This is a genomic window from Shewanella spartinae (assembly GCF_019457555.1).
Classification (GTDB): Bacteria; Pseudomonadota; Gammaproteobacteria; order Enterobacterales; family Shewanellaceae; genus Shewanella; species Shewanella loihica.
The window spans coordinates 3,169,110-3,195,127 of the sequence record NZ_CP080418.1 but is presented as its reverse complement, the minus strand read 5'-3'; the positions used below and the strand labels follow the sequence as shown (position 1 = coordinate 3,195,127).

The window sequence follows — 26,018 nt, the reverse complement described above, 5'->3', positions numbered from 1 at the left end:
AAGTGATGGATATCGTGGGCAGCAGAACATTAAGGTGCATGTGGCAGGAGCGTGCTCAGCAGTACAGTGATAACACGGCATTGATATATGAAGATGCTGGCGGCGATATCCGCACCTTTACCTATCAATCCCTGGACGCCCAGATTAACCGGGCGGCCAACCTCTTCCTCAAACAGGGAATAGCCAAGGGCGACAAGGTGGCGGTGCAGCTTTATAACAGCCCGGAGTTTATCTTCTGCTGGTTTGGTCTGGCCAAGATAGGCGCGGTGATCGTGCCTATCAACACCCAATATGTGCAGGGTGAGTGCAGCTACATACTGACCAAGTGTGACGTCACCGCCCTGGTGACAGAGCCAAGCTTTCTGCCTATCTATGAGGCGGTGGCGGCGAAGGGTCAAAGGCTCGAGCAGGTCTTGGTCGCCCGTGCTGCGGGAGAGCAGTTTGCGGGGCGGGTGAATTTCGATGATCAGTTAGCACTGCAGGCGCCAACTCTCGACCTGCATGTGCCGCTGGAAAGCGAAGACCCCGCGGAGATCCTCTTTACCTCGGGGACGACTTCTTTACCCAAGGGAGTGGTGCTTACCCACTGCAACCTGCAATTTGCCGGGCACTATACCGCCTGGCAGACCCGCTTGACGGCCAAGGACAGGTATCTCTCCATGATGCCCAATTTTCACATCGATTTTCAGTGCAATGCGGCCATGGCGGTGTTTACCGTCGGTGCTTGCCTGGTGATGTTGGAGAAATACAGCGCCCGCCGTTTCTGGAAGCAGATTTGCGACTACCGAGCCACGCTGACCCATAGCATGCCGATGATCCTGCGCACCCTGATGCTGCAACCCGTGGCCGAGGGGGAAGACCAGCATTGTCTGCGGGATATGCTGTTTTTCATGCATATCTCAGATCAGGAGAAGCTGGATTTCGAGACGCGCTTCAAGGTGACCCTGTTTAACTCCTACGGCATGACAGAGACCCTGGTGGGCTTGATTGGCGACACGCCCGGCGAGCCTCGCCATTGGCCGTCAATAGGACGACCCGGGCTGGGATATGAAGCCAGGGTGACCGATGAGACCGGCCAAGAGGTGCCGCCCAACGTGGTGGGGGACCTCTGGGTCAAGGGCGTGCCTGGCCGCAGCCTGTTTAAAGAGTATTACCAGGACCCACAGGCGACCCGGGCGGCGTTAGGTGACGATGGTTGGCTGCTCACCGGCGACAAGGCTTACGTGGATGAGCGAGGCCTGTTCTACTTCGTCGATCGCAAGAGCAACATGATCAAGCGTTCGGGCGAGAACATCTCCAGCACAGAGGTGGAGAACGTGCTGATGTCACACCCCGCCATCCAGGATGCCGCCGTCATCGGCATAGCCGATCCGATTCGAGATCAGGCCGTTAAGGCGTTTGTCATCTTCGCCCCAGGCCAGTCACTCACCCGAGAGGAGATCTTGGCGTTTTGTAGCGCCAACATGGCCAAGTTTAAGGTGCCCAGTGCGGTGGAGATCCGCAAGAGCTTTCCCCGCACCTGCACCTGCAAAGTCGATAAGAAACTGCTCGAGACCCGTTGAGGCCACGAGCCGTACAAATTTTTCCGTTATCACGCGATAACTTCAATGGAGTAGTAACATGAGCGAATCATTACACGTAACCCGTAATGGCAGCATCTTAGAGATCGTTTTAGACCGACCTAAGGCCAATGCCATCGATGCAAAAACCAGTTACGAGATGGGGGAGGTGTTCTTGGCATTTCGTGACGATCCCGAGCTAAGGGTCGCCATCATTACCGGTGCCGGCGGGCGTTTCTTCTCTGCGGGTTGGGATCTCAAGGCGGCGGCAGAGGGAGAGGCACCAGACGCCGACTTCGGCCCGGGTGGCTTTGCCGGTTTGACCGAACTGTTCGATATCGACAAGCCGGTGATCGCCGCGGTCAATGGTTATGCCTTCGGTGGTGGTTTCGAGCTTGCTCTGGCGGCTGATCTGATCGTCTGCGCCGACAATGCAAGCTTCGCGCTGCCTGAGGCCAAGCTAGGCATAGTGCCAGACAGCGGCGGCATGCTGCGCCTGCCTAAGTTGCTGCCTGCACCTATCGTTAACGAGTTGATGATGACGGGTCGCAGCATGGACGCCCAGGAGGCCCTAGGCTGGGGCGTGGTAAACCGTGTAGTTGAGCAAGAAGCCCTGATGGACACCGCTCGCGAGCTTGCTAGAGAGATCAGCCAGAGTGCGCCGCTGGCACTGGCGGCCATCAAGGAGATCTATCGCGAGACCGGCGAGCTGTCTGTCGAGCAAGGCTATGCCCATATCCGCAGTGGTCAGCTGAAGCACTATCCAAGTGTGCTGCACTCTGAAGATGCGCTGGAAGGTCCGGCGGCCTTCGCCGAGAAACGCGATCCTGTGTGGCAAGGCAAGTAAGCCGCAATAGACGCAAATTGGGATGGAGGTCGCCTAATAGGCGCCTCCAATTCTGTATCTTTATCAGCAAGATGAGACCGGACGAGCCTTGTGAATGGCGACGGTGAAACGAGCGCAGCTTGGGGGCGACTCAATCTAAGGCGCTTTAAGTATAAGGAGTTAGTCATGCCACTCGATCCCGAGGTAGCGCAATTTTTACAAGAGGTTGAAGATTCAGGGGCGCCTGCCTATGAGACGATGACGCCTGCCGAGGCCAGACGTCAGGAGCTGACGGATCTCGCCATCGCAAATGCGGGTAAGACGCCTGAGGCCGTCAGTGAGGTGATCCACAGTTTTATTCCCGGCCCGACGGCGGATTTGCCTGTGCGCATCTATCGCCCCCTGGGCATAGAGGTGCCTGAGGCTGGCGCACCAGCGCTGATCTTTATTCATGGCAGCGGTTGGGTGGTTTCTAATATCGAGACCAATGATCACTTCAGCCGTGCCCTTGCCAATCGCACCGGCGCCGTGGTGATCGCGGTGAACTACCAGAAGGCGCCTGAGCATAAGTTCCCTATTCCCATGGACGATTGTTACAACGCGACGCTCTGGGTGTTTGAACAGGCTAAGGCGCTGGGGCTGGACCCTAAGCGTATAGGTATCATGGGCGACAGCGCCGGCGGTAATCTGGCCGCCGCGGTGACCATGAGGCTGCGCGATGAGATGGGGCCTCTGCTGGCTTGTCAGGTGCTGGTGTATCCAGCTGTGCATTATGGCTGGGACACGGACTCGGCAAAGCTTCACGGCACTGGTTATCTTTTGCAAAGAGAGAGCATGAAATATTATTGGGGTCATTATCTTCGCAGCCCAGCCGACGGGCAGAACCCCTACTGCTCGCCCTTAGATGCCGCCAGCCATAGCTGTCTGCCGCCGGCGCTCATCTATACCGCTGAGTACGATCCCCTGTGTGACGATGGCTTCAACTATGCGCAGAAGCTAAAACTGGCCGGGGTGCCTGTGTCTTACAAGATGTATGAAGGCACGATTCACGGCTTTATCAAGATGTTACAACGCTTTACTCTGGCGCAGACCTTTCTTGACGAGCTGAGCGAGGCGGTAAGGCCGCTGCTGGCGCTCCAAGGAGAATAGCCGGGCTATCGCTATAGGAACTCAACGAGCATCGTGAGGAGTGGGGTTGGCCGCAGGATCTGCTGTCATCCCCCGCTTAAGTTGCTGCTTGTGGTCGATATCACTGCCTCATGCTTATCACTTAGTGATCTTAGTCTGATTACCGCAATGAATCAGTAATTTAACCTGGTGTTAACTTAGATATTGTGCGCGGCGTTACATCTTTTCTGCAGATCCCTTGTTAGCATTTTGATTCGGTTTTCGCTTTGCTAAAGAATCATGAACAATAATATTCCGCTAAGAGCACTGCAGATATTTGAGGCATGTGCCAGATTAGAAAGTTGTTCCCTCGCGGCCAATGAGCTGTGTATAACCCAGAGTGCGGTGTCGCAGCAGATAAAGCAGCTGGAAGACTATTTCTTAGAGAAGTTATTTTACAGGCAAGGCGGAAAGATCAATCTTACCGAGGCGGGCATAGAGCTCAGAGAGCGCCTGGCTCCTGTGTTTTACGATCTCAACAGCGTCTGCTCCAGCCTGGTGCAGAACATGGCGGGTGAGGTGAGGGTGCATTCCTACACCTCGCTGGCGGCCAGATGGCTGGTGCCTAAGATGGAGCAGCTTAGGCAGATGTACCCGGAGCTCAATATCAATGTCGGCATGTTCCAGAATGATATTGAGATGAGCGACATGATCGCCGATATCTTTATTGTCACCCGGGAATGTCAGGACGGTTATACCATCATCCCTCTGGTCACCGAGAAGCTGGTGGCCTTCTGCAGCCCAGATTATCTTGCTCAGTCACAGGGGATCAGCCTGGCGACCCTAGATCAACATTGTCTGCTCTATTCCAAACATAAAGACTATGGCGTCGATTGGGATACCTGGTTTAGAAACAATGATATCGCCATCAGTCCCAACCAGAAGAAGATCTTCTTCAATCACAACATGCTGGCAGTGCAGGCGGCTATCTATGGCCAGGGGATAGTATTGGGGCTAGAGCAGACACTCAAGGTGGAGCTGGACTCGGGAAATCTGGTGAAACTGGACCTGCCGACTTGTCTTTCGGGACTGACCTATTACATCGCCTACAAGACTTCCAAGAAGCGTGACGCGCGTATTATGCGTATCGTCGACTGGATCATCGACAATTATCCGGGGGATCATCCGGGAGATCGTACCTTGGCGCGTTAACCTTCATCCTATGGGGTAGCGCGGCCTTGGCCTAGAAAGCAAATACAAATTCGTTTTAGGAGCTTAACAAGTAAGCAACTTTTGTTATGATGAGTTTCCATTGACTTATCACTCGCTTATCTCATGTTAAGACACCTGAAAACCCTGTTGCTCATCCTACTATCGCTCGTTTTTCTGCTGGTGGTCGGCGTCTATGTCAGCCTCAATCTCAGCCTGCCCAAACTCTCTGGCGAGGTTCAAACTAGCCAGATCTCGGCCAAGACCAGCATAGGACGGGATCGTCTTGGCACTGCGGTGATCCACGCCGAGAATCGTCAGGATGCCGCCTTTGCCCTGGGATTTGCCCATGGTCAGGACAGGTTTTTTCAGATGGACCTGCTAAGGCGCAACTCTGCCGGTGAGCTGGCCGAGCTGTTTGGCAAGCCAGCGGTAAAACTCGATGAATCGCGCCGCTTCCATCAGCTGAGAAAGCGCGCCGAGCATATCTATCGCCATCTGCCCACCGCCCAGCAACAGCTGTTGCAGCGCTATGCCGACGGCGTCAATCGCGCGCTCACCGCCCAGTCGCTGCCCTCGTTCGAGTATCTGCTGACCCGTGCCAAGCGTGAGCCATGGCGACCCGCCGACAGCCTGCTGGTGATCTACAGCATGTATCTGGATCTGCAGGGCAATGGTCCCAAGCGCGATCTCACCCTTGATCATATCGAGCGCCGCTTCGGCCCGGAGATGCGCAGTTTTATCACCCAGACCTCAAACTATCAGGCGGCGTTGGATAACAGTCTGTTTCCTTCCGATCCACCGGCAATTCCAAGCCTAAGTCCAAGTGTCAGCCTAAAACAGAGCACGGCCTCGACCCTGTCCCAGCGCCTGGCGGTGACCATAGAGGAGCCCATCGAAGTGGGCAGCAACAACTGGGCGGTGACAGGCAAGATGACCCGCACCGGCAGCGCCATGCTGTCAGATGATATGCACCTCTCCTTCGCCGTGCCCATCATCTGGTACCGCGCGCAGCTAAACTACCCGGATGGTGAGGGCAAGGCGGTGCAGGTGACCGGCGTGTCACTGCCCGGCGCACCGGCGATTGTGGTCGGCAGCAACGGCAAGCTGGCCTGGGGTTTTACCAACGCCTATATCGACACCGCCGACTGGGTGGCGCTGGACAAAGATGAGCCGCTTGAGGTGGTCCACGAGACCATTAAGCTGCCAAAGGGGGAGCAGGACTATACCATCACGCTGTCGCGCTTCGGCCCAGTTCGCCGCCTGGGGGAGCAGGCCTATGCCCTGGCCTGGGTCGCTCATCAAGAGTATGCGGTCAATATGGAGCTGATGGCGCTGGAGCAGATAGATAGTGTGCCCGAGGCGATGGTCAAGGCCAGCGGTTTCGGGATCCCGGTGCAGAACCTGATGCTGGCCGATGATAAGGGCCACGCCGCCTGGCAGCTTGCCGGCGCCGTCCCTGCGCGCACCAATAGCAGCGATATCGCCCTGCCAAGTGAGGAGATAGCCTGGGATAAGTGGCAAGAGAGAGACAAGGTGCTGCCGTCGCTTCAGGATCCCACTAGCGACAGGCTGTGGAGCGCTAATGCCAGGGTGATGTCGACCCAAGAGGCAGAGCGTTACGGCGATGGCGGCTACGCCCTGGGGGCCAGAAGCGCGCAGATCCGCGACCGGCTGCTGGAGCAGGAGCTGTTCGATGAGAGCGACTTCTATCGCATTCAGCTCGATAATCAGGCTCGCTTCTATCGCCCCTGGCAGGCCTTTTTGTTGGAGAGCTTGATGCGCGAGCCCAAGCGCTTTGTCAAGGATATAGTGCAGCTGCGTGACTGGCAGGAGTGCGCCTGCGCCGAGTCGGTGGGCTTTACCCTGGTGAAGGCGTTTCGCAGCCAGGTGTTAGACAGCGCCTTCGCGCCGGTGGAAGCCGAGCTAAATAGCGCCCAGTTGAGTCTCTCTGTGCTCAAGCGTTACCTGGAGCCCGCCATCTGGCAACTGCTCAAGCAGCAGCCTGCCGACTGGCTGCCACAAGATGTTGCCAGCTGGGATGAGCTGGTGATCGCCAGCTATGTCATCGCCCGCGACGAGCTGCTAGATAAATACAGCGAGGATGGTGAGCTGAGTGCGCTTAATTGGGGCCGGGTGAATACGCTAGCGATACAGCATCCCTTTAGTCGCCAGTTCCCGCTGCTGAGTCGCTGGCTGGACATGCCAAAGGTGGCCGGTTTCGGTGACACCTTCATGCCGGCGGTGCAGCGCAAGAGTTTCGGCGCCTCCCAGCGCTTTATCGTACAGCCCGGCTATGAGGAGCGAGCCATCATGGCGATCCCCGGTGGTCAGTCTGGCCACCCCTTGTCGAAATATTACCGCGCCGGCTTTAGCGAGTATGCCCGCGGCGCGGCGACGCCACTGCTGCCTGGGGAGATAGAGGCTAAGCTGACCCTGATGCCGAGCCAGGCGCAAGACTGATTGAGTAGGTCTCGGCATTAGCTGTTTAAGCCGACAAAAAAGCCACCCTAGGGTGGCTTTTTTTGATCTAGCTAGAGTCCGAGTTAGCCGATGGTCAGGCTCACGCCAGAGCCACTTGCGGCTTGTAACGCAAGAGCTCGCCAGGCAGCTTGATCCCTTGTGCCTTGATGGCGTTGACCCGCGCCAGATAGGCGGCGCCATACATCAGGTGCTTGGCCAGATCCACCGCATGACGCTTGCTGTAGTCATCCAAATAGCTGCCCTTGGCCCACTGGTTGAAGGCGCCCAGCGCGGGACCAGCCCAGATCTGATAGTCCATCTCGCGGCCCTGCTCGCCGGTGTTTGACCAGCGGCTCGACAGCCCCAGATACCAGCGGAAGATCAGCGCCATCTTACGCTTGGGATTCCCCTCGGCGCGCTCGATCTGCTTAGGGTCGCGCTCGTTGAAGTGGGCGACTGTGCCGGCCCAGATCTCATCTAGGCTGGCGCGAAACACCTGCTTCTCCAGCTTGTCGCGCTCATCGACAGGTATCGCTTCTATCGAGTCGTAGCGGCTGTAGATCTCATATAGCTTATTGGCGCGCATGGGGAACAGGGTGCCGCGCTTGACCACCTGCAGCTTAACGCCCATCTCAAACATGTCGGCGGCCGGCGCCATGGTGACATCGGCCATCTCTGTGGTGGCCAGCAGTTTGCGGGTGTGCTCGCTGGCGCCCGCCTCGACACAGGACTGGTTGATAGAGCCTGTCACTATGTAGGCCGCGCCCATGTTGAAGGCCGCCAGGGCCGCATCCGGTGTGCCTATGCCGCCGCCACAACCGACGCGCAGGGGCGTGGCATATTGATACTTGTCCTGGATCTCCTCCTTGAGCGCCAAAATGGTTGGCAGCAGGGTCACCAGAGGACGGTTATCCGTGTGGCCGCCCGAATCCGCCTCGGCGGTGATATCATCCGCCATGGGCACAGCCTGGGCCATCTCCATCTGATCATGGGTGATCAAGCCCTCGTCCACCAACTTCTGCAGCATCTTGATAGGTGCTGGCTGCATAAACTTCTCGGCGACCTCAGTGCGGCTCACCTTGGCGACCACCTTGTTGCCTATGACGATGTTGCCGTTGGCGTCGCGGCTCAAGCCGGCGGCGCGGTAGTAGACGATCTGCGGCGTCAGCCCCAGGAAGGCCGAGGCCTCGACCGTGCGCACCTTATGCTTAAGGAAGAGCTCGACGCTGCCGCGCTCCAGGGCTGGCTCGCTCGGGCTGTGGATCAGGTTAAACATGTAGGGGCCGTTTGGCAGCGCGGTTTGGATACGCTCGATCGCCTGCTCGACCCGGCTGGGGATGAGTCCCGCGGCGCCGAAGGAGCAGAGGATCCCCGCCTTGCCTAGGGCGATCACTAGTTCTTCCGACGAGATGCCATTGGCCATGGCGCCAGCATAGTAGGCGTACTTGACGCCGTGCACCCGGCGAAAGTTGCCATCGCCCAGGCTCTCAGTGCCCAGGGCCGGGGTGAAGGCGCTGACCGGGTGGCCCGAGGCCTGAGCGCCCGAACCTTGATTATTAGTCATCAGGCTCGCCTCGGTGGCGATGCCCACCCCCAGGTCGCTGTCGTTGACCAGGTAGCAGGCGCGGCTGAAATCTTTGAGCGCAGTCGCCATGGCGGCCGTGTCGAAGCTTATCTTGCTGTCGCTTACCTGCCAGGGCCAGGGAGAAAGCTGCTCATTTGTGGTAGTCGGATTCATCTAATAAAAGACCTTTTTCGTCTTGGGCGACCCGGGAACATGCCTGTTTTATAAGGCATGACCCGTATCGGCCGATTTTCTTATGTTGCTCAATCTATGTGTTTTTATCGCGCTGTCTACATCTTTGTTTGTGCTTAGGCTTCTTCGATGCAGATGGCGATGTCGGTGATCTCGTAGATCCGCAGGCCATCCTTGCTCAGGCTGGCGTTACCTGTGATCACTCTCTTACCGGCTTCTTCTTTAATCGAGGTGATACTCACATCCATCGACATTTGCTTATTCAGTGGGTTGATCTGACCGCGATACTTCCACTTGATGTTGGAGAGGATCTGGCCAAATTTCGGATTGCTGAACCCGGCGCCCAAGTCTTTGCTGATGGCATAAGTCTGCATGGTTTCTATGATGGCTTCAACGCCTAATGAGCCCGGCATCACAGGATCCTGATGGAAGTGGAACTGGAAGAACCAGTCGCTAGGATCTATGGTGCGCTCGGCGTAGAGGTAGCCCAGGCCGTGGGTGCCGCCGTTATCGACAATCTCGACGCTGTCGATAAAGTTAAGCTGACCGCCCGCCAGACGGTAGTGAGGCTGGCTCGCTGGCGCGTTGAAGTGGCGGCCGCCCTTGTCCAGCAGATCGACCCGGGTGTCCGGCGCAATGCCCTTGGCCTGATGCCAAGGCTGAGTGACCTTACCATTGTCTAATCCCAGCTGGTCTTTGAGCGCCTCGGCCTTGAAGTAACCGAACACCGCTGTGCCACGATAGAAGGGCTCGCCATCTGTACTCAGCTCGAAGCTGAAGCTCTGAATGATATTGGTGCCCGCCATCACGGTAGAGAGCAGACGCGAGTCGTTAACTATGGTCTTGCCGCGCAGATCCACCTTGCGCAGCAGCTCGCCGCTGCCATCTAGGTTACGGAAGAAGAGCTCCAGGCCAGGGAAGCCGAGGGTAGTGCCCATGTAGCCTGAGATGAAGCCGTTTGGCTGCAGGGCGATCTCCATCATCACGGAGTAGGGCATCAGCGCCTGATGGCTGTTGGCATCGAAATACCAGGCATCGCTTGGCACCTCATATTCGGCAATACAGCTGGCGGGGCGCTTGAAGTCGCCGCGCTGGCCGTTAACCTCTATCACCCGGGTGGTGAGCTGCAGATTGCCGCAGGGGGTACGCGGCGGGATCATGCCGCGGTAGATGGCGAACTCTGGGCCGAAGCACTTTTCGATATCGCCGGTGGCGAATTCGAACAGATGATAGGGCGTAAAAGGCACAGTGTCGGGCACCCGATTTGGATAATCCGGGATGAGCGGGGCCTCGACGTGAGTGAGTGGGATCACGCCCTTGTTGGGCTCGGCGTTAAGATCCGGTATCTGAGCCATCAGCGGAGCATTAGTCATCAGCGGGGCATTGGCTGATACACCTTGACCGTTTTTGGCCTGTGAAGCGCCTTGCTTCGTCCCGAGAGCTGGGTAGCGGGTGCACTCAGCTTCCTCTTTGATCATGACCCCTAGGTTTTGGAAGTCGACCACCACCTTGCCATTGAGCAAGATATCGATATTCGCCTTGGCAAAGGGGCGAGGGCTAAAGCCTATCTCTGTCACCTCCATGCGGTAGGTGAGACGGGCCGATTGCGGGATCACCTGGCCGCGACAACGCACCTTCTGCGAGGCATTTTCCAAGGGCTGGAAACGACCGTTTTGGGTCTGGGTGTGCATGCCAAGGTGCAGCATGTAGAACTGCAGCAACTGACCACAACCCTCGGCCATCAGTGAGCCGGCCATCACCTGATCGTCCTTGAAGTGGCAAGGGAAATACCAGTGGTTAGGCTCGAGCTGCTTGTGGCCCTCGACTAGGCCAAGCCCCCAGGCGCCGCCGTTTCGTTCTACCTTGCTGACCTCTTCGATCATCAGGAACTTCTCAGAGGCGAAGCAGAGCGAAGGCTGAGCAGGTCCTGCGTGGGATGGACCGAAACAGCCTTGGATATCGGCCGACAGCAACTTGTGGATGTCGCCATAGCTGAATTGGGTGCGCGGACAGTCCAGGAGTGGATTAAAGGTCTGCTTGGTGGCGCGGCTGCGGGCCAGCAGCTCCTCTTCGGTGCGGATCACCCCTTTACCGTCGGCCAGTTCGGCGTCGGTGAAGAAACCGGCGCAGCCGCCATCCATCTTGAGGATCATGGTATCGCCGACGAAACATTCGTAGGAGAAGAAGAACAGCAGGGTATCGCCATTGCGGGCGAAGTTGTTGATCTTAATCTCATACCTTAGGGTATCGCCGCCACGGGGGAGATCTCCTAAGAAGGTGAGGGTACAGTCAAGCAGGCGATAGACACGCTCGCCCTTGTTCTCGAAGTCTATGCCCAGGTAACTAATTAGCATGAGGTCGCACTGGCCCGATTCCACTGCGACCGCCCACGGGATCTGACCGTCCACCAGGTAGGGGGCGTCGACGGGAATGTCGTATTCCGTGGTCATGGTGCTGGGCTTATATTCGCCCAGTTTGGCGTCCAGCTTGGTGACCCGTGATACCAGCAGATAATCTGTGGTGGGCAGGCGCACACGGCGGGAGTAGCCGTCGATGACGTCATACTCTTGGCCGAACACCTTGGCAATATCGCCCTCGGCGTATTCCACCAGGTCGTGATAGTCCCAGATGCAGGGCTTATGGGCCGGAACTGGCGCGCGGTATGGCGCGACCAGATCGTGCCTTGGTCTGAGTGGCATCTGGGTGACGCTTGAGGTCGAAGCTGGCGCCGATGGGCTACCTATGGCTTGGGCCAGTTGCTGCTTAAGCAGCAGGTCGGCCACTTTCAGGCCTGATTCACGGCTCTTGAGGAAAGCGAGATGGGCCTGACGCGCCTTTTGTTGATTGTCGTGAAAGGCGCGGAGATCAGGGTTGCTGATCGGTGAGCCAGGTGGCTGAGCTGAATGCTGGGTCATAGTGGGTAAGTTACCTGTTGCATCGCCTGTCATCGACGGCGTGGCAAACTGTGATGCTTGAGTCGTGCTCGAATTAACCTGGCCAAAATAGCTTATAAGCTTGGCCACTTTTTTCGGTTTAGTTTGAACTTGTCCATTGGCCGCGGCCAACTTGTCTTGTAGCGCTGACAGTTGCGTCAGCGGCTGAGTCAGTATGTGTTCTATGATGCCGCGTCCACCCAGGGTGACCCGCTTGATCAGGCTACGCCCCTCATGGGTGGTGAGGTCCTGGTCTAGCCTTTGGGTCAGCGCGCTGCGCTGGGCGTGGGTTTGAGTAAGGTGCAGCAAGGCGCTCTGATCTTCGCTGAAGTTGGCGACCAGGGCGTTGCCCGCGCTTTCTTGTGTCATGCGCAGCAGTGTGGCGATAAGGCTGGTCATGCCGGCGGCGGCAAAGCTGTGGCCCAGTTGTTGGTCGCTCTGCACCAGACGAGCCTGCGCCGTAGGCAACTGCGCTATCAGCTGTTGGGGCTGATGCTGGCTGCAAGGTGCCACACTCATCTCGACCAGTGAGATCTGCTCGGCATCTGTGCCATTGAGGGTCAATAGCTCATCGCACAGGCGCGCTAATTGATGCTGAGGACCAAAGTTGAGGCTCTCTATCTTGCCATAGGCGCTAGCGCCACGCTGGCTTTGGTGAGATGAGGTTTCCAGCACCAGGGCGCCGGCGCCTTCCGCCAGTCGCCAGCCGTTTGGATAGCTCTGACTGGCCACGGGGGCGATAGCATTTTTCAGCATCACCTGCTCCAGGCTGCCACAGAGATCGACCGCGGCGATCACCACAGCATCAAGCTGCTCCTGCACCATGATATTTTCCGCCACATCCAGGGCGCGGCCCACAGATTGCTCGCCAGCGGAGATGGTGAAGGCCGGACCGCTGAAGTCCCACAGGGAGGCGATACGCGAGGCCATGATGTTGCCGATAAAGCTGGTGTATTGGTTTAGCTTGGCGGCGTCGAGCACGCTGTCCATGGCCAGGGCCTCAAGCTCGCGATATTGGCTGTCACTCAGGCTGGCGCCCATAGCATCCAGACTCTGTTTGAGTTGAGTGTGCAGGTTTACCCGGCCGCGAAACTGGTGCAGTTCCAGCTCTGTCTCCATGGCGACCAAGACGGCCACTTTTTGCCCTGGCTGTAACGCTGCGTCGCGTATCGCTTCGTCGGCGACTTTCATCAGCATCAGCTGTTGGCCGATAAGGCGGTCGTCTTCATTGGGGGGCAGTTTAAAGCGCAGAAAATCCAGCTCGAAGCTATCCACATAGGCGCCTCGGGGCGCCGAGTCCAGGCCAAATTGTGCTAGCAGTTCTGGGTGTTGATCTAACCCTTTCCAGCGCGCTGGCGGTAGGGGTACAAAGGCCTCTTGCTCTTGGCGAATACAGGTGTCGAGGGCGTTAATACTGCCAAGTGGGCCAAGATGCGCCGCAATACCACTGATCACAAATTGCGGTGTCGAGCCGTTGTGACAAGGCGCAGTTAACTGCGGCGATGTCGCTGTGGTTGAAGGCTCGCACTCTGTGGGTGTATAGGACTCTAACAACAGATGGGCATTACAGCCACCGAAGCCAAATACCGACACCCCGGCCAGGCGCGTTTGATTATCGACCTTAACCGGCCAAGGGGTCACTTGACTGGGCAGGGTATGAGCGCCAAATAGGCCGTTTGGCGATTCGATGGCCTCACTGAGGTTGATGCTTGGGGGCAGCTGGCCCTGATTCATGGCAAAGATCATCTTCATGATCCCTGGCATGCCCGCGGCGGTAAGTAAATGCCCTAAGTTAGACTTGGCCGAACCTATCATGGGCGCGCTCGCACCTTCGAGCCGAGGGGCAAAAAATTGCTCCATAGAGGCTAGCTCTACCTTGTCACCCAGCGGAGTACCCGTGGCGTGGCATTCGATCACTTCAATCTGTTTAGGCTCGACGCCACTGTGGCGATAGGCACGCTCGAAGGCCTTGACCTGCCCCTTACTGTTGGGGCTGAGCACAAACTGTCCCTTGCCGTCATTAGACAGGCCGATGCCGCTGACGATGGCGTAGATCTTATCATTATCACGCTCGGCGTCTTCGAGGCGTTTGAGTGCCAGTACCCCGGCGCCTTCTCCGGCAAACAGCCCTTTGGTATTGCGATCGAAGGGGGCCGAGAAGCCATGCTCTGGATAGGCATGGAAGATGGAGAAGCCCATGTTGATAAAGAAAGGGTCGGCGCCGGAGACGGCGCCCGCCAACATGAGATCGGCCTTGCCCGTATTGAGATAGTCGCAGGCCAGTTTCAGCGAATAGACAGAGCTGGCGCAGGCGGCATCCAGGCTAAGTTGAACGCGCCCAAGGCCAAGGGCATCGGCCACTAGCTTAGAGGCGTTGTGGGCGATGGCACCATTGGCAACGTCTAAGGTGTTGGCTGCGGGGCGATGGGCGTCATAGTCGCTCAGGCTGAAGTCTGGGCAGGCCAGCTTCTGCTTAAGGGCTTTTTCTACCGCCTTATGGTAGAGGGGCAGAAACAGCTCATTCGATTTTGCCGTAGGGAAAGAGAGGGTGCCCATGATGATGCCGCAGCGTGATAGCTGAGGAGAGTCCAGGGCAATGCCCGCATCGAGCAGGGCATTGCGACTGGTGTCCAGCGCCCACAGCAGGCTATCGTCCATCCCTTGGAGTTGTTCGGGCGGCAGTTTATAGCCATAGGGATTAAAGTGAAAATCTTCAATATACCCGCCCTTATCGCAGTAAAAGCGATCGGCCTCGCCCTGCTCGCCACGATAGTCGGCTAAGTGGGCGCCGAGCTTGTCATCGCTGAGTTGGGTGCGAGAGTCGCGTTTGTCGAGCAGGTTTTGCCAAAACTGCTTAGGGGTCTTGGCGTCTGGGTAGAGGTTTGCCAGACCCACGATGGCAATCTTGCCATGACCTCGGGTCTTTGGGGACATTTGTTTGGCAGAAGGCGCTTCATTTGAAGGCATTAGACTTCCTCTTGAAATAGGGTATTGGCGAGCGGTGGCTCACCTTGAGCGCTGCGCTGTTGCAGCTTAGCCAGTTCACGCTTGAGTCCCAGTTGCAGCACAGTGAGGCTGACGGGAACTCTGTGGCTGATCAGTGTGCCTAAGGCTTTGAGCAGAGTGATCACCTCGTTTGCGCCGCGGGCATTGACCGGCACGCTGACGTGGGGTGTCTCGCTGGCTTTTAGAATTTTATCTATCAGGGTGCAGTTTTGTCTGTCGGCACCGACCTCGACAAATAGCGCTGCGCCCTGATGGGTTGCGCTCTGGATGAGTGACTCAAAATCGAGGCGATGACAGAAGGTCTTGGCTATCGAGGTAGCGATCGCTTCGGCGCTCAGGGCCTGGGTCTCGTTGACCGCGCCATCTTGGCCATCGATGAGGCTGGCGGCGCTGATAAATTTGACCGGATGCTCGGCGGCCTCGGCCATGATCGCCTGATGATAGAAGGCCTGCACCTGCGACTGCAGGCTTAAGGCTGGTGGCGTATGCATGGCGGTCACTCGATTGGCGGCTATGCCACGCTTACCCAGTTCCTGTAACAGGGCCTGGCAACTGGCCTGACAGCCAGCTATTACACAGGTATCCCCCTGGGTGATGGCCAGATAGACTCTGGGGTAACGCTCCAGCAAAGTCTGAATATCATCGCCTTGGCATCGCACCAGAAAACTGTTCCATTCGAGAGGATCCTTGTCTGACAGTTGCCAGTGACGACGAACCGCCTTGAGCGGACCCGAGATCTCCTCGGTAAACAGGGGATCGCTCAGGGTCTTATCGATCAAGCTATGGGGGGCTTGCCACACATCCAGGCTGGCCCACATGGCGGCCTCACCCATGGAGTAACCCAGGGCAAAGTGCGGCTGCACTGCAAACTCATCCACCAAGAGCTTGGTCAGCAGGTAGCTGGCGCCCACACCGGCAATGGCCATCTTGCTTAGAGGCATCTGCTGAGTGTCGGCCTTATCTTCTTGATAGATCATATCGGCCTGCAGCATCGCCTTGAGATCTCCTTGCTGCTGCAAGCGGCTAAACAGGGCCGGAAAGTAGCTGTGCAGCTCATGCAGCATATCTGGGTAGATGGTGCCAACGCCGGGATAAACGAAGGCCAGCTTGGCCTGACCCAGCGGCGCGGCGCTGAAATAGCTACCCGAGGGGGTACGGTATTCCCCTTTCTCCTTACAGACCTTGGCCAGCGCCTGGCTCATGGCGGTGATCTCCTGCCCAAGCGCCTCGATACTTATGGCCTGTAGACAGCTCACAAAACGTGTCGGGCCGCTGGTGACAAAGGCATCGAGATTTTGCTGCATCAGCTCAATGATCGCCATCTCGCGCGCTAAGGACTCGGTCTGTGATAAGGCGAGCTTATCCAAGGCCGCCGCCAGGGCCCAGAGCCCTTGGTTGAGCGCGGCTTCACTGCTACCGGGTAGCAGAAAGAACAGCTGGCTGGCCGACAGTAGCGAACGCGCCTTGAGCCGGCCTGTGCCCTGTGTCAGCACCATGGCCAGATGAGTTTGCGCTTTCCCTTGCTGAGGCTGGGTATTCTCCAGGGTAAGCGTCGCCACTCGTCCCTGATAGGGCTCGGTAAACCAATAGTGACGCCGAGTATCTGAACGCCTAATGGTTCGCTGTGCAATATCAGCGATCAGGCGACACAAGGCGTCGAAGCCCTTGTTCATATCATCGATATGCGCTCTGCATTGAACACTATCCGGTTGGCGTTTGGCCTGTGCCAGCGCGCCTTGCAGTGCACTGCTCTGGCTTTGACCATATTGCAGCGCCGCCAGATGGGCATGAGGGTGCAGCTTGTGCTGCGCCGCCTTGAGAGATGGCATCAGCAGCAAAGTTTGCTGGGCGCCTTGCAGGCAAACCAGATCGCCTGTGGCGACCCAGCTCACTGCCTGCTCTAGCGTCTGAGCCAGCTTATTCTCAGTAAGGTCAGCCTCGGTTAACTTAGGCTCAGTTTGGTCAACTCGCAGCTCCCGAACGGGCTGATTGGCTAAGGTATCGGGCAAGGAGGCATCTTTTGGCAACAGCAAGAGGGCTACCCGCAGTGGGGTAGTGCCTTCGCTGTTAGCGTTAGCATTGCTTACCTTTTGGCCAAACTCCTGGGTCACTGCGTCGCCTCCTCGTTGGCCGTTTCACCGCGCGCACCGTGTGGCACGAAGGCAGCATTGAGGGTTGAGCTGATGGTGATCCTGGCTCCTTTCATCAGGGCGCTCAGGCGGCCATCTTGATGGTAAAGCGCTACATCGGCCGTCAGGCTTCTGCGATTGCTCTTGACCACGTTCAGCTCGATATAGCCAGTTTCGCCGCCGTGCATCGGCTGCACACTGATGAACTCTTCGATGGCCGATGGCAAACTGGCCGCCCCATAGCTGAGCCTTGCCCAGACCAACATGGCTTGGAGCAAGAGATCCTCGGCGAAAGGCTGACAGCCTGCGCTGCTTAGGCTAGGTACAAACTCGCCGCAGTCGGCTTCGCGCACCAGGGGCAGGCTAACAGAGGCGATAAGCCCCTGCTCATCGAACCTCACAACCTTATCCAATCCCTGCAGTCTAGGCCCATGAAACAGGGTGCCGTCACTGTAGAGCGTGCTGGCATCGGTCACCGCCTCGCCGTTGTACAGCCGCTCGAAGGCCTTGATTGGCGCCGAGCTGTCCTCGCTATCCATCAAACAAAGGCTCGCCTGGTACTGCGGTCGTCCCTCGCTGCTTATTGAGGCCTGAATGGCCGTCAGGCTATCGCCCTTATATTCAGGGGTTAGCGTAAGCACTAAGGTTTGCGGCGCTTCGGTGTCGAAAATAATGCCTTTGAGCAGCTTATAGCTGCGCACTTTTACCGGGGCGCCAATGTGCGCCCGAGCGGCTTCACGCATCCATTGGATAGCACAAACCGTCGGTAATACCGGGTTACCGCCGATCACATGGTCAGAGACAAAGGCCATGGTCGTGGGCGTTAACTGGCGCGTTAAGGTGACAGGCGGCAGCGGATGCTGTGCGACGTGCACCTCATCCGCATCAGGCTTTTTTACTGAGCTTGCCTCATCGGCTTTAGCTGTGTTGCCTTGCATATCACTGCCTACCAGCAGCTGTACGCCGCTGTCGCCAAGCAGCTTGGTGGCAAACAGCTCGGCACCCGCCTGCAGTGGGATCACATAGACGCCGCGATCGACAAACATCTTCTTCAGCGCAGGATTGACCATGCCGCCATCCCAAGGGCCCCAGTTAAAGCTCATCACCTTAGCCTGGCTCTTGTGGGTGAGTTGCAGTGCCGCCTTGTTAAGGATCTCGTTGGCCATGGCGTAGTCGCTCTGCCCCGTGTTGCCGTAGAAACCGGCCGCCGAAGAGAAGAGGGCAACCAGCTTGAGCTGGGCGGGATCGATCACGCTTAGTAGCGCCTTAAGCCCGGCCACCTTAGTGCCGTAGACTCGCGCAAGCTCATCTAAGGTTTTGTCTTGTATGTGTTTATCGGCTAGTACGCCCGCACCATGGATGAGTCCTGTAATTGGCGTTAGCTGATTGATGGCGCCTAGGGCCTGCTCGATCGCCTCTGCCTTGCTGACATCCATCGCCAGATATTCCGCCGAGGCACCCACCGCCTCGAAAGCGTTGAGGGCGGCCTGGATCTCAAGGCTACTCTTTACCGGCCAGATGAGGGCGTCGACCTGTTTCGGCGTCGGCTTGTCACCGCTGGCGAGTAGATGAGCGATAGCGGCCTGCTTAAGTTCGCCGATAGTCTTGCCCTGAGCCCATTCTGGCAGATCCTTCGGGCTAATATGTTCGCTGCGACCGGCCAGGATAAAGTGCGACTGACAACGCTTGGCCAGCGCTAAGGCGCATTCGAAGGTCACCCCTTTTGCACCCCCGGTCACCAGTATTTTATCTGAGCTATCTAGCTGGGATTCTGCGGTTTTTATCGCCGCTTCCCCCGGCTGTAGCCTATGACGGCACAGTTTGCCGCCGGCATCGACACTGATACCGACCTCGTTGAGACCGCTGTCGCTGTCCATGAGCTCCGCGAGTAGGGTATCGCCCAGCTGCGCTGCGCTCATCTCTGGCGCTAAGTCCAGTGCGCGGCAGAAGATGCCTGGCCACTCATGACTCAGAGTCTTGGTGAGACCCGAAAGCGCGGCCTGATTAAGTTCGCTCTTGGCCAGTTGCTTGGCATCCAGGTAGCCGAAGCCGCCGTCGATACGACTGACGGTGACAAAGCAGCGACGGCCCGTCTGCGCGCTTAATGGCGCCTGCAGATGCTTGGCCCAGAGGAACGCCGAACTCAGGTGGTTAAAGCCTGCGTCGCTCAGTTGTAGCCCTGAGACAGCGTTGGCCTCCTGCTGAGGCTGTAGGTGTACAAAACCTGCAATGTTACCGTGGTCTGCTCTAATTCCTGCTATCGCTTGCACCACATCTTGCTCAGCCAGTCCTTCTGGCTGCCAGCTGGCGATGGCGCTGCTCAGCGGTGACTGGGGCAGACCTTCTGGCAGGCGCACAACCACGACCTTGAGTCCTTTGTTACTGAGTTTCTCGGCCAGTACCCCGGCATTGTGACCATCATCTTGGATCACTAGGGTAGCATTGGCGGCGAAACCCTCGGCATCAGGCTTCGCCGCTTCAAGCTTTTTTAGCGCCACCTCGCTGTGAGGCGGTAACTCGACCAGCGGCTCGGCGGAGATGGCTTGCACCTGAGTAACAGTGGCGCTCTGCTCTTGGCTGCTTGTCGTGTCAACTATCGCGTCTGCGGCGGGCAGTTTGCTGTTCATATACGCCACGATTTCACCCAGGGTGCGGCACTCGGCCAGATCTTCCGGGTTGAGATCCGGTAGTCCCGGTAGCTCATCCTGAACTGTGCCTAAGATCTCCACCCGCTTGATAGAGTCGATGCCTAGGTCGGCTTCCATATCCATCTCGAGGGCCAGCATCTCGGTTGGGTAACCTGTCTTATCAGCTACCACGCTCAGCATGGTCTGCTGCACCTGTGTTGATGACAGGCTATCAGTCGCATCAGAGCTTTGAATCTCTGGGCTGACTGTAGCGCCTGCGGCGGCTTTTGAAATGTGAGTACCAACGGCGGGTAGTTTTCCTGCCATATAAGCAACTATCTCACCAAGGGTGCGGCACTCGGCCAGATCTTCCGGGCTGAGCTCGGGCAGTCCTGGCAGTTCGTCTTGAACCGTGCCTAAGATCTCGACCCGCTTGATGGAATCGATGCCAAGATCGGCCTCCATATCCATCTCAAGGGCCAGCATCTCGGTTGGGTAGCCCGTCTTATCAGCTACCACGCTCAGCATGATCTGCTGCACCTGTGCTGATGACAAGCCAGCGCCCGCTTGAGTTTGTGCTGTCGGCTGTTGGTTGGTCATAGCGCCTGCGGCTTGTTGAATTGCGCCAGCGGCGGTTTCTGTAATATGAGCGCCCGCGGCTGGCAGCTTGCCTGCCATATAAGCAACGATCTCACCCAAGGTGCGGCACTCGGCCAGATCTTCCGGGCTAAGCTCCGGCAAACCCGGCAGCTCATCTTGCACTGTGCCTAAGATCTCCACGCGCTTGATGGAATCGATGCCGAGATCGGCCTCCATATCCATCTCAAGTGATAGCATCTCGGTTGGGTAACCTGTCTTATCGGCCACAACTGTGAGCATGGTCTCTTGGACTTGTGTCGATGACAAGCCCGCGGCGGCTTGTTGAATTGCGCCTGCGGCGGGTTGTTGAGTAGCGCCAGCGGCGGACAGTTTGCTGTTTATAGCGCCTGCGGCGGGCAGCTTGCTTTCCATATACGCCACGATCTCACCCAAGGTGCGGCACTCGGCAAGATCTTCCGGGCTCAGCTCAGGCAGTCCCGGCAGCTCATCCTGCACAGTGCCTAAGATCTCGACGCGCTTGATGGAATCGATGCCGAGATCGGCTTCCATGCCCATCTCAAGGGCCAACATCTCGGTAGGGTAGCCTGTCTTGTCAGCCACAACTGTGAGCATGGTCTCTTGGACTTGTGTCGAAGATAAACCGCTAGTAGCTGTGTTTTGAACCTCTGTTGTAGCAACAGTGCCCGCGGCGGCTTGTTGAGTTGCGCCTGCGGCGGTTTCTGTAATGTGAGCGCCCGCGGCGGCTTCTGAAATGTGAGCGCCTTCGGCGGGCAGCTTGCTTTCCATATAGGCCACGATCTCACCCAGGGTGCGGCACTCGGCCAGATCTTCCGGGCTGAGCTCGGGCAGTGCCGGTAGTTCATCCTGAACCGTGCCTAAGATCTCGACGCGCTTGATGGAATCTATGCCGAGGTCGGCCTCCATGTCCATCTCAAGCGACAGCATCTCTGTGGGATAACCTGTCTTGTCGGCGACCACCTCAAGCATTGTCTTCTGAATCTCGTCTGCACTCGATTTTGCAGCAGTACTTGGGGTCGCAGGCACTGGCGCCTGAACCTCTGCGGCATGAACTGGTGCTGCTACGACAGGAGTCTGAGGCGCCTGTTGCACTTGCTGCATCACTGGTGCCGACGTCATTACAGGAGCGCTCTGGACGGCGGGCGTCTCTGCTGGTAAAGATTGAGGCTGAATAACAGGCGTCACTAGCGGCGCGGCTTGCACTGTAGGCGTTAGCGGTTGACCGCCTTGTCCCATCAGTTGCAGGGCGCTCTGATTGCTCTGGGCCTGCATCTCGAGGAACTGAGTATGGCTCTGTAACGTCTGCGCCTGATGTTGGTGGAACTGCTCCATGGCGCGCTGCAGGCTCTCAGGGATCGCGACCCCGGCGGCGGCCATCTGTGCCTGCGCCGTCATCAGCTGAGTGACTGTCTCACCATACTGCTGAGGTATGGTCAGGAACTGTTGATGCAGCTGAGCCGTCTGTTGCTGGGCGGCGAACAGTGCCGTCAGGGCATCATCGCCAGCGATTGTCTGTAACGTCTGGATGGCAGGTGTATTGATGACTGAGCCATGAGAGTCATTGGCCTGTGGCGCTTGGGCTGCGGGGATAGATTTTTCCACTATCTTCTCTACTTCTACAAATTTTTCGACAACTTTTTCGACTTCGACCAGTTTTTCAACTTCCACTATCTTCTCTTGCACTCGGGTTTGCGGCGTGATGGTGCCCTTGTTAAGGGATTTTTCCATCTTTGCCAGGGTCGCCGGGCTGATGTAGTTGGTCGCGTTGAGCGTGATATTCATGGGTGAGACAGGCTCGGCCTGGGCCGGTTCGGCTTGGTACGGGTCTATCTCATCCAGTGCGATGCCGCAGACGGCAAGCTGCATGGCGCCCTGACGAAGTTGCAGGTCGCTATCGCCCTTAGGATTAGGGTTGAGGCTGATGGTGCACAGGGTATCTAGCTTGTCGCTAAGGGTGTTCTCCACCAGTTTTTGTAGGATGTTCTTCGGGCCAAACTCGACGAAGACGCGCGCACCATCGGCGTACATGGCCTCTAGCTGCTCGCTAAAGCGCACCGATTGCAGCATGTGCTGCTTAAACTCGCTCTTGATGGTCTTGGCGACATTGGCGTAGCGAGCGCCGCTGGCGTTGGCGTACACAGGCAGCGCCGGTTTGGCAAACTTCACCTTGTCGATCGCCTCGGCAAATGGTGCCTGGGCGTGGCCCACCAATGGCGTGTGGAAGGCGCCGGATACCGGCAGGGCGATCGCCTTGAAGCCGAGCTTGCTTAGGGCCTTGGCCGCTTGGGTAGTGGCATCTGTCGGCCCGGCGATCACCAGCTGGGTCGGCGCGTTGTAGTTGGCGACCTTAACCCCCTCAAAGGTTTCAAGGGTAGATTCCAGTCGAGTCAGATCCTCGGCGGTTTTGGTGATGATGGCATACATAGTACCGCGATCGGCCCCCTCGGCACTCTCGACACTTGGGCTGGCCATGGCATCGCCACGGGCGAATGTCAGCTGGTAGTAGTCTTCGAGGCCTATCACCCCGGCGGCGCACAGGGCGCTGAGTTCACCAAAGCTGTGGCCTGCCACCATGTCGGGCGTGAAGCCGGCTTGCTTGAGCAGGGTGTATTGTCCCATGGAGATGGCACCGATGGCGCTCTGGGCATTGGCGGTATTGGTCAGTAGTGCCTCTTGTGCCTTGCGCTCCTCAGTCGTGAAGACTGGCACCGGGTACACCAGTTGCGACAACGGCGTCTTATCCTGGCTGGCAAATACCTTGTCGGCCAGAACAAATTGCTCGCGCATCTCGGGGAAATGACAGGCAAGCTCAAGCCCCATATTGAGGTATTGGGCGCCTTGTCCGGCAAACAGCGCGGCTACTTTAGGGTTAGCCAGACTGCTACTGCGATAGTGCAGGCCGCCAGGTAGCGACCAGTATGCCTCATCGCCCGCTTCTAGGCGGCTAAGCGCCTGATTAAGTAGGGTCTTGAGGCTGTCTGTGTCGCTAACCACCAGGCCAAGACGCGGTGCATTGGGCTCTAATACGCGCAGCGGATGTTGAGCGGCCAGGGCGTCGAGGGATTGTTTATCTACGTCTGCAACGAGCTGCCTGATGGTGGCGATGAGCCCCGTCTTGTCGGCGGCGCTCAGTAGCAAGCTTTGAGGCACGGCGCGCTGGCGGAATTGGGTCAGCTTGCCCAGATCGCGGCTATGTTCGCGCTGATACTCCTCGAGCACGAAGTGGAAGTTGGTGCCGCCAAAACCGAAAGAGCTGATACCGGCGCGGCGCGGAGTGCCGTCGGGGCGTGGCAGCCAGGGGCGCGTCTCGGTATTGAGGTAGAAAGGCGAGTTGGCGATATCCAGCTTAGGATTGGGCTGGTCCACATTGATGGTCGGCGGTAACACCTTGTGGTGCAATGCCAGCGCCGCCTTGATAAGCCCGGCGGTGCCAGCGGTCGACTTGGTATGGCCGATTTGCGACTTCACCGAGCCCAGGGCGATATGCTGCGTTGCCTCGCAGCCTTCGCTGAACACAGACTTGAGGCCGTTAAACTCGGCCACGTCACCGGCGGCCGTGCCCGTGCCGTGGGCTTCCATCAGCCCCAGGGTATGGGGCGGGAATCCAGCATCGTCGTAGGCGCGCTTGAGCGCCTTGGCCTGGCCTTCGGGGCGCGGTGCGTAGATAGACTTAAACTTACCGTCCGATGAGGCGCCTACGCCCTTGATCACAGCATAGATGCGATCGCCATCGCGCTCGGCATCTTCCAAACGCTTCAGGGCTACCATGCCTATCCCTTCGCCTATCATCATCCCCTTGGAGTCGATGTCGAAGGGCTGCACCGTCTCGTTGGTGGTAAAGGCGGGGGTCTTGGAGAAGCTCATATACATGGAGGGGGAGTTGTCGGTACAGACGCCACCGGTGATCATCATCTCGGCGCGGCCGTCCACCAGTTCACTCAGTGCCATGCGCATGGCTGCCAGCGAGCCGGCGCAGGCGGCGTCGACGACGCAGTTCATGCCGCCTAAGTCGAAACGGTTGGCGATACGCCCTGCGATCACATTACCCAGGGAGCCGGGGAAGGAGTTTTCTTCCCAGTGGACATATTGGTCCTGAAACTTCTTGATCAGCATCTCACTGTCGGCGTCGCTGATGCCGCTGTGCTTGAACACCTTCTTCAGCACAGGATATTGCAGCCTGGCGTTGAGGCTGTGGCTGATCTTCTGACCGCCGCCCACACCTAGGGTAATGCCTATCTTGTTTCTGTCGTAGTCGCTCGGAAGCTTGGCATCGGCGAGCACCTCTTTAGCGACGATGAGTGACAACAGCTGTGAGGTGTCGGTCAGCTCTAGGATGTTCGGCGGCAGGCCAAACTCCATAGGGTTGAAGTTGACCTCGGGCATGAAACCGCCGCGTTTGCAGTAGCTCTTGTCCGGCGCGCTCTTGTTGCTGTCGTAGTAATCGTCGACCTGCCAATGGGTGTCTGGCACCTCGGTGATGGCGTCAATCTTGTCGCAGATCAGATCCCAAAATTTGTTGAGATAACGTGAGTTGGCAAAGATGCTCGCCATGCCAACGATGGCAATGGGCATATCTTTCAGACGCTTGTTGAGGCGCTGATCGCTTGACGTCTTTGATGTTTCGGTCTGGCTCATTATGAGTCTCCGCTTGCTACCTGATGCTCAGGTGTCTGTATGTCAGCGCCGGGTGTTAGCTGTGCCATGGTGGCACCTGGGAAGCGCTGTAAGAAAGTGTGATAGTTGCGTACCAAAAGCTTACGCAGATGAAACGGCCCCTGACGAAGCAGATGGGTGATGTATCGCTTGGTGGCCTGGGTGTTACCGTCTTGATAGATATCTAAGTAGATCCAGTCGCTGTGGGGATCTATGCCCAAAAGTACCGAGCTTGGCTTGGCGTCCGCCAGTTGTGGCGGCAGGGTGAGCGAGGCCACCTGCAGCACTGTGTCGCCGTCGGCCTGTGGTAGCGCCAGGGTATGGGCCAGGGTTTCAGGGTTTAAGGTATAGGTGACGATATCGCTGCCCTGGGCGATGGGCAGCTGATTGAAGTAATGATCTGGCACCTCGGGGCGCTCGATGTTGTGGATGCGCGATACCCCGTAGCGCTTGAGGCAGCGGGCGAGGCCGGAGCGGGACACATTGGGATTGATAAACTCTTGAGTCACCTTGAGCAGCCTGTCCAGCGGCATCTTCAGCTGGTAGCGCAGCCCCACGACCACATACTCCTGCATAGGCGTTAGTGTGGTGTTGAGATGGTGTGGGGTGTTGGGCGTGTCTTCGATGGAGTCGCGCCGGCGCCATTTACGCACTGTGGCTTCGCTGATGTTGAGCACCTTTGCCAGCTGGCTCACCGGTAGTTTCGATTCCTGGATAAACTGACGCATCTCAGGGGTGGTGGTGGCATTCTTGTGCCTATATTCACTGGCGCTGAGTTTTCGCGCCGCGGTTTGCGAGTCCCGGCGCTGCGTCTTGTGGTTAGGCTTCTCGAGCATACTGGTTAGGGCGTTCCATCAATAATCTATTGGGACAAGTGCCGTCGCGGTTTGCTGCTAGCCTGCAAAATTCCGCGTTGTCCGTCTGAACTGACGTTAATAGAGCAGCAGACTACAGTAGCTTGAGGGCCAATACAATCACCTGGGACTTAAAAGTCTTCGACACCGGCTATTTTAGCTTACATATGTTCGCTGTTTGTGACAGGCGTTAGCTAAATTAACCCTGTGAGTTAAAGCGTGATCTCGATCAAAAGCAAGGCATGGTGACAGGCCTATACTGGTTGTTAATAGACCGA

General features: G+C 57.6%; 10 protein-coding genes. 5 read left to right on the top strand and 5 right to left on the bottom strand.

From position 1 onward, the window contains the following. Positions 1-5 precede the first annotated feature (5 nt). From caiC to K0I31_RS13875, 5 genes are all read left to right on the top strand, one after another. Complete coding sequence (caiC, locus tag K0I31_RS13895) at positions 6-1,562, top strand: crotonobetaine/carnitine-CoA ligase (protein WP_220080857.1); 1,557 nt, start codon at positions 6-8, stop codon at positions 1,560-1,562. A gap of 58 nt (positions 1,563-1,620) precedes the next feature. Beyond that, entirely contained in the window at positions 1,621-2,406 is a 786-nt protein-coding gene (gene caiD / locus K0I31_RS13890; protein ID WP_220078767.1) for a crotonobetainyl-CoA hydratase, read from the top strand. A 165-nt stretch (positions 2,407-2,571) separates the two neighbouring features. Further along, on the top strand, positions 2,572-3,534 hold the full coding sequence (lipP1, locus tag K0I31_RS13885; protein WP_220078766.1) for a LipP1 family hormone-sensitive lipase: 963 nt from the start codon (positions 2,572-2,574) through the stop codon (positions 3,532-3,534). 258 nt (positions 3,535-3,792) lie between these two features. After that, on the top strand, positions 3,793-4,704 hold the full coding sequence (locus tag K0I31_RS13880) for a LysR substrate-binding domain-containing protein (protein ID WP_011866467.1): 912 nt from the start codon (positions 3,793-3,795) through the stop codon (positions 4,702-4,704). A 123-nt stretch (positions 4,705-4,827) separates the two neighbouring features. Then, complete coding sequence (locus tag K0I31_RS13875; RefSeq protein WP_220078765.1) at positions 4,828-7,164, top strand: penicillin acylase family protein; 2,337 nt, start codon at positions 4,828-4,830, stop codon at positions 7,162-7,164. Positions 7,165-7,264: 100 nt separating this feature from the next. Here the strand turns inward: K0I31_RS13875 and pfaD are convergent, their stop codons facing one another. The 5 genes from pfaD to K0I31_RS13850 all read right to left on the bottom strand — a co-directional run bounded on the left by pfaD (position 7,265) and on the right by K0I31_RS13850 (position 25,722). Then, complete coding sequence (gene pfaD, locus K0I31_RS13870) at positions 7,265-8,902, bottom strand: eicosapentaenoate synthase subunit PfaD (RefSeq protein WP_220078764.1); 1,638 nt, start codon at positions 8,900-8,902, stop codon at positions 7,265-7,267. A 134-nt stretch (positions 8,903-9,036) separates the two neighbouring features. Continuing rightward, positions 9,037-14,820 carry a hotdog fold thioesterase gene (locus tag K0I31_RS13865; RefSeq protein WP_220078763.1) on the bottom strand — a complete coding sequence of 1,928 codons (5,784 nt, stop codon included), beginning with the start codon at positions 14,818-14,820 and terminating at the stop codon, positions 9,037-9,039. After that, positions 14,820-16,970, bottom strand: a complete 2,151-nt coding sequence (locus tag K0I31_RS13860; RefSeq protein WP_220078762.1) for a PfaB family protein — start codon at positions 16,968-16,970, stop codon at positions 14,820-14,822. The genes K0I31_RS13865 and K0I31_RS13860 overlap by 1 nt, the downstream gene beginning before the upstream one ends. Then, positions 16,967-24,868, bottom strand: coding sequence for a type I polyketide synthase (locus K0I31_RS13855; RefSeq protein ID WP_220078761.1), 7,902 nt, complete (start codon positions 24,866-24,868; stop codon positions 16,967-16,969). The genes K0I31_RS13860 and K0I31_RS13855 overlap by 4 nt, the downstream gene beginning before the upstream one ends. Then, positions 24,868-25,722 (bottom strand): helix-turn-helix domain-containing protein, encoded by an 855-nt coding sequence (locus K0I31_RS13850; RefSeq protein WP_220078760.1) that lies wholly within the window; start codon positions 25,720-25,722, stop codon positions 24,868-24,870. Before K0I31_RS13850 ends, K0I31_RS13855 begins: the two co-directional genes overlap by 1 nt. Positions 25,723-26,018: the final 296 nt, after the last annotated feature.